This is a genomic window from Streptomyces sp. ISL-36 (genome assembly GCF_018614205.1).
GTDB lineage: Bacteria > Actinomycetota > Actinomycetes > Streptomycetales > Streptomycetaceae > Streptomyces.
In genome coordinates, this window is record NZ_JAGGOS010000070.1 from 1 (window position 1) to 16326 (window position 16326).

Sequence of the window (16326 nt, forward strand, 5' to 3'; positions counted from 1 at the left end):
GCGGTCGCCGGGCTCGCCGCCACGCTCCTCGGTCCCGGCCCCTCCTCCGCCTCCCCGACGGCCGCACCCGGCCCGCCCCGACCCGCCGCCCCGTCCCCCGCGCAGCCGCCGTTCACCTGGACCGCCGACTCCCACGTCTGGAAGAACGACTGCGGCCACGTCTACGTCGCCGAGGCCGGCCCCCGACAGGTCGCGCCGCCGCCGCCCGCGCAGGACGCCGGGTCGTGGGCCCGCACGCACGGCGCGGTGCACGGAGGGGAGACCCTCGTCCGGATCTCCCTCCAGGGCCGGTCCCCCACGACGGCGGTCGTGGTCGAAGCCCTGCATGTGAGGGTCACCGGCCGCGCGGAGCGCCTCCCGTGGCACGCGTACCGGATGGACAACGGCTGCGGCGGCGCCCTCAGCCCCCGCCGCTTCGACGTGGACCTCGACCGGCCGCGCCCGGTCGCCCGGTCCGTCGCGGGCTACGACGGCCTCGCCGGCCGGCCGATCCCCGCGGTCTCCCTCCCGTACACCGTCACGTCCTCGGCCCCCGAGGAACTGCTGGTGACGGCCCGGACGGCGGGCTGCGACTGCCGCTGGCACCTGGAACTGAAGTGGAGCAGCGAGGGCCGCTCCGGCACGGTCCGGATCACCGACGACGGCCGGCCGTTCCGCACCAGCGGTGTCACCGGAAGGCCGGTGTGGGAGTACGACACCCTCGGCCGCCGCTGGGTCGAAAGTGAAGCCGCGCAGCAGGGCGCCTCGAACTGACGGACGTGATCTGGGCAACGCTGGGCGCCCCAGATCTGGACAGCGGCGCAAACCCACCGGTAACTTGACTGAGCAAGCGCTTAGGCATCTCGCGTCAGGCACCCCAGGACTCCGAAGGAGGCGGCTCGTGCGCCGTACCGTATTCAACGAGGACCACGAGGCGTTCCGGGAGACCATCCGGGCCTTCATCGAGGCCGAGGTCGTCCCCGTCTACGACGAGTGGTTCGCCGCGGGCCAGGCGCCGCGCGAGTTCTACGGCAAGCTCGGCGAGCTGGGCATCTTCGGCATCAACGTCCCCGAGGAGTTCGGCGGCGCGGGCCTGGACACCCACAAGTTCGAGGCCGTCCTCTACGAGGAGACCTCGCGCGCGGGCGTCCAGTTCGGCGGCTCCGGTGTGCACGTGCTGCTCGCCCTGCCGTACATCAAGATGCTCGCCACCGACGAGCAGAAGAAGCGTTACCTCCCGAACTTCGTCTCCGGCGACGAGATGTGGGCGCTGGCGATGACCGAGCCGGGCACCGGCTCCGACGTCGCGGGCATGAAGACCACCGCCAAGCTCTCCGAGGACGGCACCCACTACGTCCTCAACGGTGCCAAGACCTTCATCACCGGTGGCGTCCACGCCGACCGGGTGATCGTCTGCGCCCGTACCGCCGCCCCGCGCGAGGACGACCGCCGCTTCGGCATCTCGCTCTTCGCCGTGGACACCAAGTCCGAGGGCTACTCCATCGGCCGCAAGCTCGACAAGCTCGGCCTGCGCACCTCCGACACCGCCGAGCTGGCGTTCGTCGACGTGAAGGTCCCGGTCGAGGACCTGCTCGGCGAGGAGGGCAAGGGCTTCTACTACCTCGGCCACAACCTCGCCTCCGAGCGCTGGGGCATCGCCTTCGGCGCCTACGCGCAGGCCAAGGCCGCCGTCCGCTTCGCGCAGCAGTACGTGCAGGAGCGCACGGTCTTCGGCAAGCCGGTCGCGCACTTCCAGAACACCAAGTTCGAGCTGGCCGCCTGCCAGGCCGAGGTCGACGCCGCCGAGGCCGTCGCCGACCGCGCCCTGGAGGCCCTGGACGCGGGCGAGCTGACCCCGGCCGAGGCCGCCAGCGCCAAGCTGTTCTGCACCGAGGTCGCCCACCGCGTCATCGACCGCTGCCTCCAGCTGCACGGCGGCTACGGGTACATGAACGAGTACCCGATCGCCCGCCTCTACGCGGACAACCGCGTCAACCGCATCTACGGCGGCACCAGCGAGATCATGAAGTCGATCATCGCCAAGTCGATGGGTCTGTAGGTGTCCGAGGCTCTGGACGATCTGCTCGATCTGCTCGACCTGGAGCAGATCGAGCAGAACTTCTTCCGGGGCCGGTCCCGCTCGGCCGTCGTTCCCCGCGTCTTCGGCGGCCAGGTGGCCGCCCAGGCGCTGGTGGCGGCCGGGCGGACCGTCCCCGAGGACCGGCTCGCCCACTCCCTGCACGCGTACTTCCTGCGCGCCGGGGACCCGGGCGCGCCGATCGTCTACACGGTCGACCGCATCCGGGACGGCCGCTCCTTCACCACCCGGCGGGTCGTCGCCGTCCAGCACGGACAGCCGATCTTCCATCTCTCCGCGTCGTTCCAGACGTACGAGGAGGGCCTGGAGCACCAGGACGCGATGCCGGCCGCTCCGGATCCCGAGACGCTGCCGACGGCCGCCGAGACGCTGCCCCGGCACCTCCCGGCGCACGTGGCCGAGCGGCTGATCGAGGCGCGGGCGGCGGTGGACCTGCGCTACGCGGACGTGCCGCCGTGGGGCAGTGTGGGGGAGCCGCGCGAACCGCGCTCCCAGGTGTGGTTCCGTACCAACGGCAAACTGGCCGACGACCCGCTGCTCCATGTCTGTCTGGCGACCTACGTCTCCGACATGACGCTGCTCGACTCGGTGCTGCTCGCCCACGGACGGGGCGGCTGGGCGGTCGGGGACGTGGTCGGGGCCTCCCTGGACCACGCGATGTGGTTCCACCGGCCGTTCCGGGCCGACGAGTGGCTGCTGTACGACCAGGAGTCGCCGTCCGCCTCGGGCGGGCGGGGCCTGGGCCAGGCGCGGATCTACACCCAGGACGGGAAGCTCGCGATCTCCGTCATCCAGGAGGGTGTCGTCCGCGTACCGCGTTGATGCGGCCCGCCATGATCGGACATAACGTCCGATCATGGCGGAGAACGGCGAAAGCACCTTCACAGTGATCGTGGCGGCGGTGGCGAACCTCGGGATCGCCGCCGCCAAGGCCGTCGCGGGTGTCGTCAGCGGATCGAGCGCGATGCTCTCCGAGGCGGCCCACTCGGTCGCCGACACCGTCACCGAGGTCATGCTCCTGACCGCGCTCAAGCGGAGCGGGAAGCCGGCCGACGAGGACCATCCGGTGGGCCACGGCGGCGAGCGCTACATCTGGGCGATGCTCGCCTCCGTCGCCACCTTCGTCGGCGGGGCGGTCTTCTCGGTCTACGACGGCGTCCACACGCTGACGCACGGCGAGGAGGTGGGGGACCCGCTCGTGTCGTACGTCGTCCTCGGGGTCGCCTTCGTCCTGGAGGCCTTCTCCCTGCGGACGGGCGTGCGGCAGATGCGGGGCGAGGCGGCGCGGCTGCGCACGCCCTTCGGCCGCTACCTGCGGCTCACCCCCGACACCACCGTGAAGGCGGTGGTGATGGAGGACTCGGCCGCGCTGGCCGGCCTGATGCTGGCGGCGGGCGGGCTGCTCGGCGTGCAGATCACCGGCTGGGCCGTCTGGGACGGCATCGCCTCGCTCCTCATCGGGGCGCTGCTCGTGTACGTCGCCTGGGTGCTGGGCCGCTCCAACGCGGAGCTGCTGATCGGGCGCCCGCTGCCGGCGCCGATGCGGGACGCGGTCCGCGAGGAGATCCTCTCCGTGCCGCACATCGTCGATGTCCTGGAGCTGACGACGCTGATCCAGGGCCCGGAGGAGGTCATGATCGCGGCGAAGATCGACTTCCGGGACGTGGCCTCGGCGGAGCAGGTCGAATGGGCCTGCGAGGAGGCGGAGCAGCAACTCCGGGAACGCTTCCCCGCCGTCCGGCGGGTGTATCTCGACCCGACCCCGGGCCGCCCGTGACGTGCCCTCGCCCGCACGCGGCCCGCGGGGGTGGACGCGGCTCAGACCGTCAGGCCCGCCGCGTCCAGGAGGTAGGCGGTCAGCGGCTCGTAGTACCGCGGGTCGACGACGTGGTCGTCGAGCGGGACGGTGACCTGCATCGTGCCCTCGGCCTCGCCGATGAAGAGGGCGGGGTCGTTGCAGTCGGCGTAGCCGACGGAGTCGACGCCCCGCTGGGCCGCGCGCCCCGCCCAGCCGTGGTCGGCGACGACGAGGTCGGGCAGGGGCTCGCCCAGGAACTCCAGGCCGTCGAGGATCGCGTTCATGGGTTCCGGCGAGTGGGTGTGCCAGAGGCTGGCGCCCCGCTCGAAGACGGCGACGTCGGCGAACTGCACGACGTACCCCTCGTCGGCGATGAGCCCGCCGGGGATCCGTACGATCTCGCAGCCCGCCGCCCGAAGCGCGGCCGCGACCCGGCTGTGGGCGTCGATCAGGGCGCCGGGGTGGCCGGTCGCGAAGAGCACCCGCTCCTTGCCTGCGGCGGCCTTGCGCAGGCGTGCGGCCATCCGGTCGAGGGCGTCGACGGTCAGTTCGGGGTCGATGGTGTCCTGCCCTGCACGGTGGGCGGGGTCGTCGTTCACGCCGCACCGCTCGGCCATCACGGCGAGCACGTCCTGCTCGTCGGTCCACCGGTCACCGAGCTCCAGACCCAGCCAGTAGTGCCGGTCGCCGTTGGCGAGCTTGCGGTAGTGGGAGAGGTTGTTGTCGCGCGGGGTGGCGACATCGCCCGCGATCCGGGTCCGGACAAGGTGCTCGACGAGGGCGGGGCGACTGAGTATCGGCATGGGCCTCATTCTGCCGGGCCCGGGAGCGGGCGGCAGACAGATTTCACCCCGTGGACCGTGCCCCGGGGGCGTGTTCTACGCGGCCGCCAGTGCCCCGAACGCCCCGTGAGCCAGTCGCCTCAGCAGCTCCTCCATGGCCGTCCGGCCCAGCGCCGCGAGGTGCGGGGTGGAGTTCAGGAGGCCGAAGACCGCGTGGACGGCGGCCCGGGCCTCCGACTCCCCCGCCGCCGGGTACAGCTCGCGCACCACCGTCACCCACAGCTCCACGTACTGGCGCTGCAGCTGCCGCACCCGCTTGCGGTCCTCGTCCTTCAGCCGGTCCAGCTCGCGGTCGTGCAGGGTGATCAGCGGCCGGTCGTCGAGCGCGAAGTCGATGTGCCCGTCGATGAGCGAGCCGAGCAGCGCCCGCGGGTCGCCGGCCGTCTCGCCCACCCGCAGCCGGCCGCCGTCGAGGAGCCGCTCGCTGATCCCGACGAGGAGCTCCGCGAGCATCGCGTCCTTGCCGGGGAAGTGCCGGTAGAGACCCGGCCCGCTGATGCCGACCGCCGCTCCTATCTCGTCGACGCCCACTCCGTGGAACCCGCGCTCGGCGAAGAGGCGGGCAGCCTCCTTGAGGATCTGCTCGCGTCGCGTGGGGGCGTCGGTCCTGGCGGTGGTGGTCATGCGATCGATTCTAGACAATGCGGTTAGCGGTCGTTAACCTGAAGGCATACGTTAACGCTCATTAACCGAGCAAGGGAGCTCAGTCGATGCAGCAGGCACCTGTGCTGACGAGCGCGGCAGACCCCGCGTCGGCGGCCTGGCAGGCCAACGAGGCGGCCCACCACGAGCTGGCCGCCACGCTGCGCGCCAAACTCGCCGCGGCCGCGCTCGGCGGCGGCGAGAAGGCCCGCGCCCGGCACACCGCGCGCGGCAAGCTGCTGCCGCGGGACCGTGTGGACACCCTCCTCGACCCGGGGTCGCCCTTCCTGGAGCTGGCCCCGCTGGCCGCGAACGGGATGTACGGCGACCAGGCACCGGCCGCCGGGGTCATCGCGGGCATCGGCCGGGTCTCGGGCCGCGAGTGCGTGATCGTCGCCAACGACGCGACCGTCAAGGGCGGCACGTACTACCCGATGACGGTGAAGAAGCATCTCCGGGCGCAGGAGGTGGCGCTGGAGAATCGTCTCCCCTGCCTCTACCTCGTGGACTCGGGCGGTGCCTTCCTGCCGATGCAGGACGAGGTCTTCCCCGACCGTGAGCACTTCGGCCGGATCTTCTACAACCAGGCCCGGATGTCCGGCGCCCGCATCCCCCAGATCGCGGCCGTCCTCGGCTCCTGCACCGCCGGCGGCGCGTACGTCCCGGCGATGAGCGACGAGGCCGTGATCGTACGGAACCAGGGCACGATCTTCCTGGGCGGGCCGCCGCTGGTGAAGGCCGCGACCGGCGAGGTCGTCACGGCCGAGGAGCTGGGCGGCGGCGAGGTCCACTCCCGTACGTCCGGGGTCACCGACCACCTCGCCGAGGACGACGCCCACGCGCTCCGTATCGTCCGCAACATCGTCGCCACCCTGCCGGAGCGCGGTCCGCTCCCCTGGTCGGTGGAGCCGGTCGAGGAGCCGAAGGTGGACCCGGCGGGGCTGTACGGGGCGGTGCCGGTCGACTCCCGCACCCCGTACGACGTCCGCGAGGTCATCGCGCGGATCACCGACGCCTCCCGCTTCCAGGAGTTCAAGGCGGAGTACGGCCAGACGCTGGTCACCGGCTTCGCCCGGATCCACGGACACCCGGTCGGGATCGTCGCCAACAACGGCATCCTCTTCTCCGAATCCGCCCAGAAGGGCGCGCACTTCATCGAGCTGTGCGACCAGCGCGGCATCCCGCTGCTGTTCCTGCAGAACATCTCCGGCTTCATGGTCGGCCGCGACTACGAGGCGGGCGGCATCGCCAAGCACGGCGCCAAGATGGTGACGGCCGTGGCCTGCACGCGCGTACCGAAGCTGACGGTGGTCGTCGGGGGCTCGTACGGCGCGGGCAACTACTCGATGTGCGGCCGGGCCTACTCCCCCCGCTTCCTGTGGATGTGGCCCAACGCCAAGATCTCGGTGATGGGCGGCGAGCAGGCCGCGTCCGTCCTCGCGACGGTCAAGCGCGACCAGCTCGGGGACGAGTGGAGCGCCGAGGAGGAAGAGGCCTTCAAGACCCCGATCCGCGCGCAGTACGAGACCCAGGGCAACGCCTACTACGCGACCGCCCGGCTGTGGGACGACGGGGTCATCGACCCCATGGACACCCGCCAGGTGGTGGGCCTCGCGCTCACCGCCTGCGCCAACGCCCCGATCGGCGACCCCGCCTTCGGCGTCTTCCGGATGTGAGTGACAGATGACCATGTTCGACACAGTTCTTGTCGCCAACCGCGGCGAGATCGCCGTCCGCGTCATCCGTACGCTGCGCGCGCTCGGCGTCCGCTCGGTCGCCGTCTACAGCGACGCGGACGCGGACGCCCGTCATGTACGGGAGGCCGACACGGCGGTACGGCTGGGGCCCGCCCCCGCCGCCGAGTCCTACCTCTCCGTGGAGCGGCTGATCGAGGCCGCGCGGCGGACCGGCGCCCAGGCGGTCCACCCCGGCTACGGCTTCCTCGCGGAGAACGCCGCTTTCGCGCGGGCGTGCACCGAGGCCGGTCTTGTCTTCATCGGCCCACCGGCCTCCGCCATCTCCCTCATGGGCGACAAGATCCGGGCGAAGGAGACCGTGAAGGCGGCGGGCGTACCGGTCGTGCCGGGCGCCGCCGACCCCGAACTGGCGGCCGCCGCCCGGGAGCTGGGCGCGCCCGTGCTGCTGAAGCCCTCGGCGGGCGGCGGCGGCAAGGGCATGCGCCTGGTGCGCGACCTGTCGACGCTGGACGAGGAGATCGCGGCGGCGCGGCGCGAGGCGCGGTCCTCCTTCGGCGACGACACGCTGCTGGTGGAGCGGTGGATCGACCGGCCGCGCCACATCGAGATCCAGGTGCTCGCGGACACCCATGGGAACGTCGTCCACCTCGGCGAGCGCGAGTGCTCGCTCCAGCGACGCCACCAGAAGATCATCGAGGAGGCGCCGAGCGTCCTGCTGACGCCGGAGATCCGCGAGCGGATGGGCGCGGCGGCCGTCGAGGCGGCGCGCTCCTGCGGCTATGTCGGCGCGGGCACCGTGGAGTTCATCGTCCCGGGCGTGGACCCTTCCTCGTACTACTTCATGGAGATGAACACCCGGCTCCAGGTGGAGCACCCGGTGACGGAGCTGATCACCGGGATCGACCTGGTGGAGTGGCAGCTGCGGGTGGCGGCGGGCGAGGCCCTGTCCTTCGCGCAGTCCGACATCACCCTCACCGGCCACGCGATCGAGGCCCGGATCTGCGCGGAGGACCCCTCACGCGGCTTCCTTCCGTCCGGCGGCACGGTCCTGTCCCTGCGGGAGCCGCAGGGCGACGGAGTCCGTACGGACTCGGGCCTGCGCCAGGGCACGGAGGTCTCCAGCGTCTACGACCCGATGCTCTCCAAGGTCATCGTCCACGCCCCCGACCGCCCCACGGCCCTGCGCAGGCTGCGCGCGGCCCTCGCGGACACGGTCACCCTCGGCGTCCCGACGAACGCGGGCTTCCTGCGCAGGCTCCTGGCCCACGAGTCGGTGGTCTCGGGCGACCTGGACACCGGTCTGGTGGAGCGCGATGCGGACGGGCTGGTCCCCAAGTCCGTACCGGACGAGGTCTACGCGGCCGCGGCGGCGGTACGTCTCGCGGGCCTGGCCCCCGCGAGCCGGGGCGGCTGGACCGACCCCTTCTCCGTGCCGAGCGGCTGGCGCCTGGGCGGCGAACCCGCCCCGCCGGCCTTCCCGTTGCGCGTGCCGGGGCTCGACCCGGTGACGGTGGGCGCACCCGCCGGCGCGGAGGTCACCGACGCCTCGGTCACCGTCACGGTGGACGGCGTCACCCACCACTTCCACCGGGCCGGCGCCTGGCTCGGCCGCGACGGGGACTCCTGGCACGTCCAGGACCACGATCCCGTGGCCACCGCCCTCAGCGGCGCCGCGCACTCCGGAGCGGACGCGCTCGCCGCCCCCATGCCGGGGACCGTGACCGTCGTGAAGGTCGCTGTCGGGGACGAGGTGGAGGCGGGGCAGAGCCTGCTCGTCGTCGAGGCGATGAAGATGGAGCACGTCATCTCCGCCCCGCACGCCGGCACCGTCACCGAGCTGGACGTCACGCCCGGCGCCACCGTCGCCATGGACCAGGTCCTCGCCGTGGTGACCCCGAGGGAGGAGGACAAGTGAACCTGCCGATGAAGGTGCCCGCCCCCGGGCTCCCCGCCCGGGTCCGGATCCATGAGGTCGGGCCGCGCGACGGACTCCAGAACGAGAAGACGGTCGTCCCGACCGCCGTGAAGGCGGAGTTCATCCGGCGGCTCGCAGACGCCGGGCTCTCCACGGTCGAGGCCACGAGCTTCGTCCATCCCCGGTGGGTGCCCCAACTCGCCGACGCCGAGGAGCTTCTCCCGCTCGTCAACGGCCTGCCCGTCCGCCTGCCCGTGCTCGTCCCCAACGAGCGGGGGCTCGACCGGGCCCTGGCCCTCGGCGCGCGCGAGATCGCGGTCTTCGCCTCCGCGACGGAGTCCTTCGCCAAGGCCAATCTCAACCGGACCGTCGACGAGGCCCTCGCCATGTTCGAGCCCGTCGTCACCCGCGCCATAGAGCAGGGCCTCACCATCCGCGGCTATCTCTCGATGTGTTTCGGCGACCCCTGGGAGGGCGCGGTCCCCATCGAACAGGTCGTCCGGGTCACCAAGGCGCTCGCCGAGATGGGCTGTGACGAGCTGAGCCTCGGCGACACCATCGGCGTCGCCACCCCCGGCCACGTCCAGGCCCTGCTGTCGGCGCTGAACGAGGCCGGCGTCCCCACCTCTCGCCTCGCCGTGCACTTCCACGACACCTACGGCCAGGCCCTGTCCAACACGCTCGCCGCGCTGCGGCACGGCGTCACCACCGTCGACGCCTCCGCCGGGGGCCTCGGCGGCTGCCCGTACGCCAAGAGCGCCACCGGCAATCTCGCCACCGAGGACCTCGTGTGGATGCTCGACGGCCTCGGCATCGAGACCGGGGTCGACCTGGCCGCCCTCACCGCCACGAGCGGATGGATGGCCGGACAACTGGGCCGCCCGAGCCCCTCCCGTACCGTCCGCGCCCTCTCCCACAAGGAGTGACGAAACCCATGTCCCTCGACCACCGGCTCTCCGAAGAGCACGAGGAACTCCGCCGCACCGTCGAGGAGTTCGCGCACGACGTCGTCGCACCGAAGATCGGCGACTACTACGAACGGCACGAGTTCCCGTACGAGATCGTCCGCGAGATGGGCCGCATGGGCCTGTTCGGCCTGCCCTTCCCGGAGGAGTACGGCGGGATGGGCGGCGACTACCTCGCCCTCGGCATCGCGCTCGAGGAGCTCGCCCGGGTCGACTCCTCCGTGGCCATCACCCTGGAGGCGGGCGTCTCGCTCGGCGCGATGCCGGTCTACCGCTTCGGCACCGAGGAGCAGAAGCAGGAGTGGCTGCCCCGGATGTGCTCCGGCGAGATCCTGGGCGCGTTCGGTCTGACCGAGCCCGGCGCCGGTTCGGACGCGGGCGGCACCCGCACGACCGCCGTGCGCGACGGCGACGAGTGGGTCATCAACGGCTCGAAGTGCTTCATCACCAACTCGGGTACGGACATCACGGGCCTGGTCACGGTCACCGCCGTGACCGGCCGCAAGCCCGACGGCCGGCCGCTGATCTCCTCGATCATCGTGCCCTCCGGCACCCCCGGCTTCACGGTGGCGGCGCCGTACTCCAAGGTCGGCTGGAACGCCTCGGACACCCGTGAGCTCTCCTTCGACGACGTACGGGTCCCGGCCGCCAACCTGCTGGGCGAGGAGGGGCGCGGCTACGCGCAGTTCCTCCGGATCCTGGACGAGGGGCGGATCGCGATCTCGGCGCTGGCGACCGGGCTCGCGCAGGGATGTGTCGACGAGTCGGTGAAGTACGCGAAGGAGCGGCACGCCTTCGGCCGGCCGATCGGCGACAACCAGGCCGTCCAGTTCAAGATCGCGGACATGGAGATGCGGGCGCACATGGCCCGGATCGGCTGGCGGGACGCGGCGTCCCGGCTGGTGCTGGGCGAGCCGTTCAAGAAGGAGGCGGCGCTGGCGAAGCTGTACTCCTCCACAGTGGCGGTCGACAACGCCCGTGAGGCGACCCAGATCCACGGCGGATACGGCTTCATGAACGAGTATCCGGTGGCCCGGATGTGGCGCGACTCCAAGATCCTGGAGATCGGCGAGGGCACGAGCGAGGTCCAGCGGATGCTGATCGCACGGGAGTTGGGACTTTCCGCCTGACGGGACGAGCCCGCGACCGCTGCCCGGGGAGCCTGACGCGCTTCACGGCTGGTGGATGGCGGGCATCTCGGCGGTGATCCAGGCCAGTGCCTGGTCTCCGTCGGCGAACTCGGGCAGCGGAGCACCGGGGCCCGGTGCGGCGTAGACATGTTGTCCGGTAAGGGTGGCCTGGTCGGCCTGCCGAGTCGCCGCCCTGTACCACGTGACCATCCGCAGTAGGCCGGCCTGCCGCTCGTCGGGGCTTTCCTCCTGCTCGGCGCGCTCGGCGGCGAACTCGCCGAGCAGATCGTGGAAGCGGTAGGCACCGGCGCCGGGTTCTGCAGGAGATGGGCGCCGACCAGGATGTCGAGCAGGTCGAGGGTTCCCTCCACCGGGTGATCGAGGAGGGCGGAGGCCGCCTCGACGGAGAAGGGTGGGCGGGCCAAAGCCCCAGGCGGCGGAAGGCCGCGGCCGCGTCGCGCTCCGCCTGCCGGGGGCTGGCGCGCAGGGCCTGGTAGCTCATCAGGAAGACCTGCCCGACGTCCATGTGGTCGAGGCTGAGTGCGGTGAGCCGGTGCCAGGCCCGTCCTGGGGCGTTGGGACGGCGGCACCGACCAGATCGGTGTCTACATGCCCGACACCGCCGAGTTCTACCTGCGCCACGCCGACGGCGCCGTCACGTCCTTCGCCTTCGGCGACGCCGGCGACATCCCGGTAACCGGCGACTGAGACGGCGACGGCTACGCCACCCAGGGCATCGTCAGGAGCTGAGAGGGTGACCAAGACGCCCTTGGAACCACACACCATACGGCGGCCCGTCACAGAACGAGTGAAAGCAGGCCATAACCCAATGTCCGCCCAACGATTCGAGGATCTCCGTTGCGCAAGCCAATAGCCTTCGGTGTCATCCTGGCGACCTTCTTCATGACCATGTTGACCGGTATGGCGCCGGCCTCCGTCGCCCTCGCACCAGCAGCAGCAGCTTCAACCGCGTTCACCGCCGTCACCCCGCAGACCGCGGCCCCGGTCCGTGTGATGTCGTACAACCTGTGCGGCGGTGCCAGTTGGTGCCAGTGGGAAGGACAGGTCGCCCCCAGGGTGACGGCGACCCGGACCGAGGTCGACAAGTGGCACCCGCAGCTCATCTTCTTCTCGGAGATCTGCGCACCCCAGTACGACGGGATCCTGACGAACCTCAGCGCACTCGGGTATCGCGGGGTCTACGTGAAGACCGGGGAGACCGGGCGCTGCGACTCCAAGGGGCAAGGGACATCGACGAGTGAGGGCATCGCTCTGATGACCCTCGGTGCCGATCCCGGTCCGGCGTCCCGGATCTGGGACTTCGGAGAGCACTCCGCGGGGGACGACAGCAAGATGCTCTGTGCTGACACCACCCTGCTGACCCGAGCGGTCAAGGCATGCACCTTCCACCCGAGCCCGAACGTCGATTCCAACGTGTGCCCGGCCGGGTCGGCGTCGCCGCAGTGCTGGGGAACCCCGGCCGACCGGATGGTCCGGGCCGCCCGGCAGGTCATGGACCCGTGGACCGCCGCGGGGACACCGGTGGTCTTCGGCGGTGACCTGAACCTCCTGCCCGAGTCGGCCGGCATGGACAACTTCTACAGCCACTCGGGCGGGTCTGGACGGTTCGTCGAAGCCGACGAGGTCAACACGGACCAGTACGGCTCGGTCTGCGCCCCGTCGGCCCCACGCTGCAGGAGCGGCGCGGTGACGTACGACATCGGCAAGTCGAGCCAGTCGAAGATCGACTACGCCTTCTTCGACGCCCGGAACTTCACCGCGGCGGGCGCCGCCGTCGACCCGACCCCCGAAGTCTCCGATCACGGAGCGATGATCGGTACCGCGCGCTGGACGGGCTGTGGCAATCCGGCCATGCCGAACAAGGACCTCAACCCCTGTGGCACCGGCGCCAACTCCTCCCAGCGTGTGGACGTCACCGGTGACGGCCGGGACGATGTCGTCGCCCTGTACGACGACGGCAACGGCACGTCCGGTCTGTGGGTGTGGAGCGCGCTCGCGGGCGGCGGCTTCGCCGCTCCGGTGCGGTGGTGGCAGAGCGCGCCCGGTGCACTTGACTGGTCGCGCAGCAAGCTCGTCGCCGGGGACTTCACCGGTGACGGCAAGTCCGACGTCGCGGTGCTGTACAACTCCGGAGGGTATCCGGACGGTGCGCGGGCGACCTCGCTGCTGACGTTCACCTCGACGGGCAGCTCGTTCAGCGCGCCGGTGACCGCCTGGGCTTCGTCGGGCAGCTGGACCTGGGCCTACAGCAAGCCGGTCAGCGGTGACTTCAACGGCGACGGGAAGACCGACATCGGTGTTCTCTACGACGGCAGCCCGGACGGGGCCAGCCCCCGGGTCACCAAGTTCTTCACCTTCACCTCGACGGGCGCCGGGTTCACCGCTCCGGCCGTGGGCTGGGACAGCAGCAGCCCGAACATCGGCAGCTGGACCTGGTCCTACAGCAAGCCCCTGACCGGTGACTTCAACGGCGACGGCAAGACCGACCTGGCGATGTTCTACAACGACAACCCGGGCACCAGTGGGATCGGAGCGTCCTCCATCCGACTGCTGACCTCGACGGGATCCGGGTTCAACACGCCCAGTACCGCGTGGAGCAGCTCGACGGTCGGCAGCTTCACCTGGGCCTACAGCAAACCGGTCACCGGCGACTTCAACGGCGACGGGAAGACGGACGTAGGCGTCCTCTACGACAGCAGCCCGGACGGCACCTTCCCCCGGGTCACCAAGTTCTTCACGTTCACCTCCAGCGGCACCACCTTCGCGGACCCGGTCAGCGCATGGAACAGCAGCAACCCGAACATCGGCAGCTGGACCTGGGCCTCCAGCACCCCGGTGACCGGGGACTTCAACGCGGACGGCAGGTCCGACCTCGCCGTCCTGTACGACCAGGGCGACTTCAGCTCCGGCCTGTGGCAGTTCCTCTCGACCGGCCCGGCGCTTGCCGCACCGACGAAGAGCTGGGACTCCGGATCGTGGAACACCTCTACGTCCAAGACCGTCTCGGGCGACTTCGACGGTGACGGCAGAGGCGACGTCGCGATCCTGCACGATGACGGCAAGGACAGCGACGGCGCCAACCACGCGAGCCTGTGGCGGCTCAAGTCCACGCCGTCAGGTCTGGCTCCCGCCGTCAAGGTGTGGGACAGCGGCCCGCGGTGGACGTGGACCAGCAGCACCCCGGTGGCCGGGGACTTCAACGGGGACGGCCGCAGCGACATCGCCGTGCTCTACAACGTCGACAGCAACGAGACCCAGCTCTACACCTTCTACTCCAACGGCGGCGGCTTCAACGCGCCCGTCGCCTCGTGGCCGCCGAGTACGGCATGGAACGCCAACACGTCCAAGCCGGTGGCCGGAGACTTCGACGGAGACGGCAAGGACGACCTCGGGATCCTCTACGAGAGCGAGAACGCCGATCTGAGGGGCCTGTGGGAACTGTTCTCCACGGGCAGCGGGTTCCAGGCGCCCAAACGCACCTGGCCGGCGGCCACCGGCTGGTCCTTCTCCGGCCTCCATGCGGTGGCGGGGGACTTCAACGGCGACGGCAAGGACGACCTCGCGGTCAAGCACGGTGCCGCGAGCGAACTCGTACGCTTCACCTCCACCGGCTCGGGCATGTCGGCCCCGACCACCGTCGCCCCCGGCGTCACCGGTTCACCCGTCGTCGTGGGCCCGCGTACGGGCACCGCGTCCCTCGCACTGATCGGTACGGTGAACGGCACTACCGCCGTCAGGACAGTGACCCCCTTCGGTCTGTCGGTCATCTGGACCACCACCGGTTCGTGGCGCCCCGGCGCGAGTCCCGTGCTGACCGGGGACGTCAACGCTGACGGACAGACCGACCTCGTCGCCCTGTCCGGCGACGCGACCACCGGCACCGCCGGGTTCTGGACCCTCCGGTCTTCCACGAACGGCACTCTGGACCAGCCCGTCCTGTCGCAGCCGGGCGCTTTCAGCGCGCGGATGATCAGCGTCGTCTGACTCCTCCCAGGTGCTGACTGCCGGCCCGGAGCCTCGTCGAGGCTCCGGGCCGCGCCGCCCATGGGGCCGGACCCGCCGCCACGGTCAGCCCAGGCGCCCCTCGGCCGTCGCGGTCACGAACGCGGCGAACGCGGCCGGCGTGGCCAGGAAGGCGGGGCCCTCGGGGTTCTTGGAGTCCCGTACGGCGACGTGGGCGGCGAGATCGGCGACCTCGACGCAGTCGCCGCCGGTGTCGCCGCTGTACGTGGACTTGCGCCAGTCGGCGGTGCCGATCGGGGCGCACTCGACACACTCGCCGCCGGTGTTGCCGCTGTAGCTGGACTTACGCCACCGCGCGCTGGTCAGGCCCTGGTTGGTCCCCATAACGTTCCTCCATCACGCGCATGATCAGTTCCGCCGAATCCTCCACGGAGAGGGCGGACGCCTGCAAGTGAGCGTAACGAAGAGCGGCCTCTTTGACCGTGTCGGGATTCGCGGTCATGTGCCCCGCGATGAGGTCCTCCGTGTAGACGATGTCCGGATCACCGTCGAACCGCATCGCAGTGAACGAGCCGATCAGGCTTGCGTGCTCACCCGCCGCGAAGGGCAGCACCTGGATCCGCAGCCAGCGGCTGGCTCGAAAGCCCAACACGTGGGCGAGTTGGTTTCGCATGACCTCCCGGCCTCCGATCGGCCGATGCAATGCCGCCTCATCCAGAACGACCCAGGCCATGGGCGGATGCTCCCGGCTCAGGATGCGCTGGCGCTCCATCCGAGCGGCCACCAGCCCTTCGAGGTCGTCGGGCAAGCCGGTTGCCAGGACTGCCCGCGCGTACTCCTCCGTCTGGAGGAGGCCGTAGACCATTTGAGACTGGTACGTCGAGATGTACGTCGCCTTCGCCTCCATCTCCGCGTACGGCTGGAACCAGTTCGGCAGCTGGCTCTTCAGAACCAGCCCCACCAGCCGCGAGAACACCCCGCCCGTCATCAGCGCCGCGTCCAGCTGCTCCGAGAACCGCCGCGTCGGGACCTTCTTCGCCGTCTCTATCTGGCCGATCAGCGACGCCGTGCAGAAGACGATGTCACCCAACTGTGCCTGGTTGAGGTTCGCCTCCTCCCTCAGGCGGCGGAGCTCCGCTCCGTAGTAGTCCAGCGGAGACGCGCTGGGATCGAGGCTGCGGATGTTGACCACGACGAGGCCACCCCCAAGCTCACGCATCGCTGCGTTCGTTTCGGTCCGTAGCCGAGCGTAACCATCCCGCCCCACCCTGGTGGC

The 16326-nt window shown here is 70.9% G+C and carries 13 protein-coding genes and 1 pseudogene; 9 read left to right on the forward strand and 5 right to left on the reverse strand.

Going from position 1 to position 16326, the window contains the following annotated elements; translation table 11 throughout:
• The 4 genes and pseudogenes from J7E93_RS19235 to J7E93_RS19250 form a co-directional block, all read left to right on the forward strand.
• Positions 1-753: pseudogene (locus tag J7E93_RS19235) on the forward strand (XRE family transcriptional regulator); the annotation flags it as partial.
• Positions 754-880: 127 nt separating this feature from the next.
• Positions 881-2038 carry an acyl-CoA dehydrogenase family protein gene (locus J7E93_RS19240; RefSeq protein WP_215071117.1) on the forward strand — a complete coding sequence of 386 codons (1158 nt, stop codon included), beginning with the start codon at positions 881-883 and terminating at the stop codon, positions 2036-2038.
• Complete coding sequence (tesB, locus tag J7E93_RS19245; RefSeq protein ID WP_215071118.1) at positions 2039-2899, forward strand: acyl-CoA thioesterase II; 861 nt, start codon at positions 2039-2041, stop codon at positions 2897-2899.
• A 34-nt stretch (positions 2900-2933) separates the two neighbouring features.
• Positions 2934-3854 carry a cation diffusion facilitator family transporter gene (locus J7E93_RS19250; RefSeq protein ID WP_215071119.1) on the forward strand — a complete coding sequence of 307 codons (921 nt, stop codon included), beginning with the start codon at positions 2934-2936 and terminating at the stop codon, positions 3852-3854.
• A gap of 41 nt (positions 3855-3895) precedes the next feature.
• Here J7E93_RS19250 and J7E93_RS19255 read toward each other — a convergent pair whose 3' ends face one another.
• Positions 3896-4678: a phosphatase gene (locus J7E93_RS19255; RefSeq protein WP_215071120.1), complete on the reverse strand. Its 783-nt coding sequence runs from the start codon at positions 4676-4678 to the stop codon at positions 3896-3898.
• A gap of 75 nt (positions 4679-4753) precedes the next feature.
• Positions 4754-5341, reverse strand: coding sequence for a TetR/AcrR family transcriptional regulator (locus tag J7E93_RS19260; protein WP_215071121.1), 588 nt, complete (start codon positions 5339-5341; stop codon positions 4754-4756).
• Between the two features lie 86 nt (positions 5342-5427).
• Between J7E93_RS19260 and J7E93_RS19265 the strand changes: the two genes are divergently transcribed.
• From J7E93_RS19265 to J7E93_RS19280, 4 genes are read left to right on the forward strand one after another with little or no spacing between them, the layout of a single operon-like run.
• Positions 5428-7035 (forward strand): carboxyl transferase domain-containing protein, encoded by a 1608-nt coding sequence (locus tag J7E93_RS19265; protein WP_215071123.1) that lies wholly within the window; start codon positions 5428-5430, stop codon positions 7033-7035.
• Between the two features lie 7 nt (positions 7036-7042).
• On the forward strand, positions 7043-8971 hold the full coding sequence (locus J7E93_RS19270; RefSeq protein ID WP_215071126.1) for a biotin carboxylase N-terminal domain-containing protein: 1929 nt from the start codon (positions 7043-7045) through the stop codon (positions 8969-8971).
• An 8-nt stretch (positions 8972-8979) separates the two neighbouring features.
• Positions 8980-9897 (forward strand): hydroxymethylglutaryl-CoA lyase, encoded by a 918-nt coding sequence (locus J7E93_RS19275; protein ID WP_215071165.1) that lies wholly within the window; start codon positions 8980-8982, stop codon positions 9895-9897.
• Between the two features lie 8 nt (positions 9898-9905).
• A complete protein-coding gene (locus J7E93_RS19280) occupies positions 9906-11066 on the forward strand; it encodes an acyl-CoA dehydrogenase family protein (RefSeq protein ID WP_215071127.1) in 1161 nt (386 codons plus the stop codon).
• A gap of 42 nt (positions 11067-11108) precedes the next feature.
• Here J7E93_RS19280 and J7E93_RS19285 read toward each other — a convergent pair whose 3' ends face one another.
• Positions 11109-11276, reverse strand: coding sequence for a hypothetical protein (locus tag J7E93_RS19285; protein ID WP_215071129.1), 168 nt, complete (start codon positions 11274-11276; stop codon positions 11109-11111).
• Between the two features lie 648 nt (positions 11277-11924).
• On the opposite strand from J7E93_RS19285, the gene J7E93_RS19290 reads away from it, so the two are divergent.
• Positions 11925-15071, forward strand: coding sequence for a VCBS repeat-containing protein (locus tag J7E93_RS19290; protein ID WP_215071130.1), 3147 nt, complete (start codon positions 11925-11927; stop codon positions 15069-15071).
• Between the two features lie 84 nt (positions 15072-15155).
• On the opposite strand, the gene J7E93_RS19295 is transcribed toward J7E93_RS19290, so the two are convergent.
• Together J7E93_RS19295 and J7E93_RS19300 are read right to left on the reverse strand one after the other, a co-directional pair.
• Positions 15156-15434 (reverse strand): DUF397 domain-containing protein, encoded by a 279-nt coding sequence (locus tag J7E93_RS19295; RefSeq protein ID WP_215071132.1) that lies wholly within the window; start codon positions 15432-15434, stop codon positions 15156-15158.
• Positions 15394-16242 (reverse strand): helix-turn-helix transcriptional regulator, encoded by an 849-nt coding sequence (locus tag J7E93_RS19300; RefSeq protein WP_215071135.1) that lies wholly within the window; start codon positions 16240-16242, stop codon positions 15394-15396. The genes J7E93_RS19295 and J7E93_RS19300 overlap by 41 nt, the downstream gene beginning before the upstream one ends.
• Positions 16243-16326 lie beyond the last annotated feature (84 nt).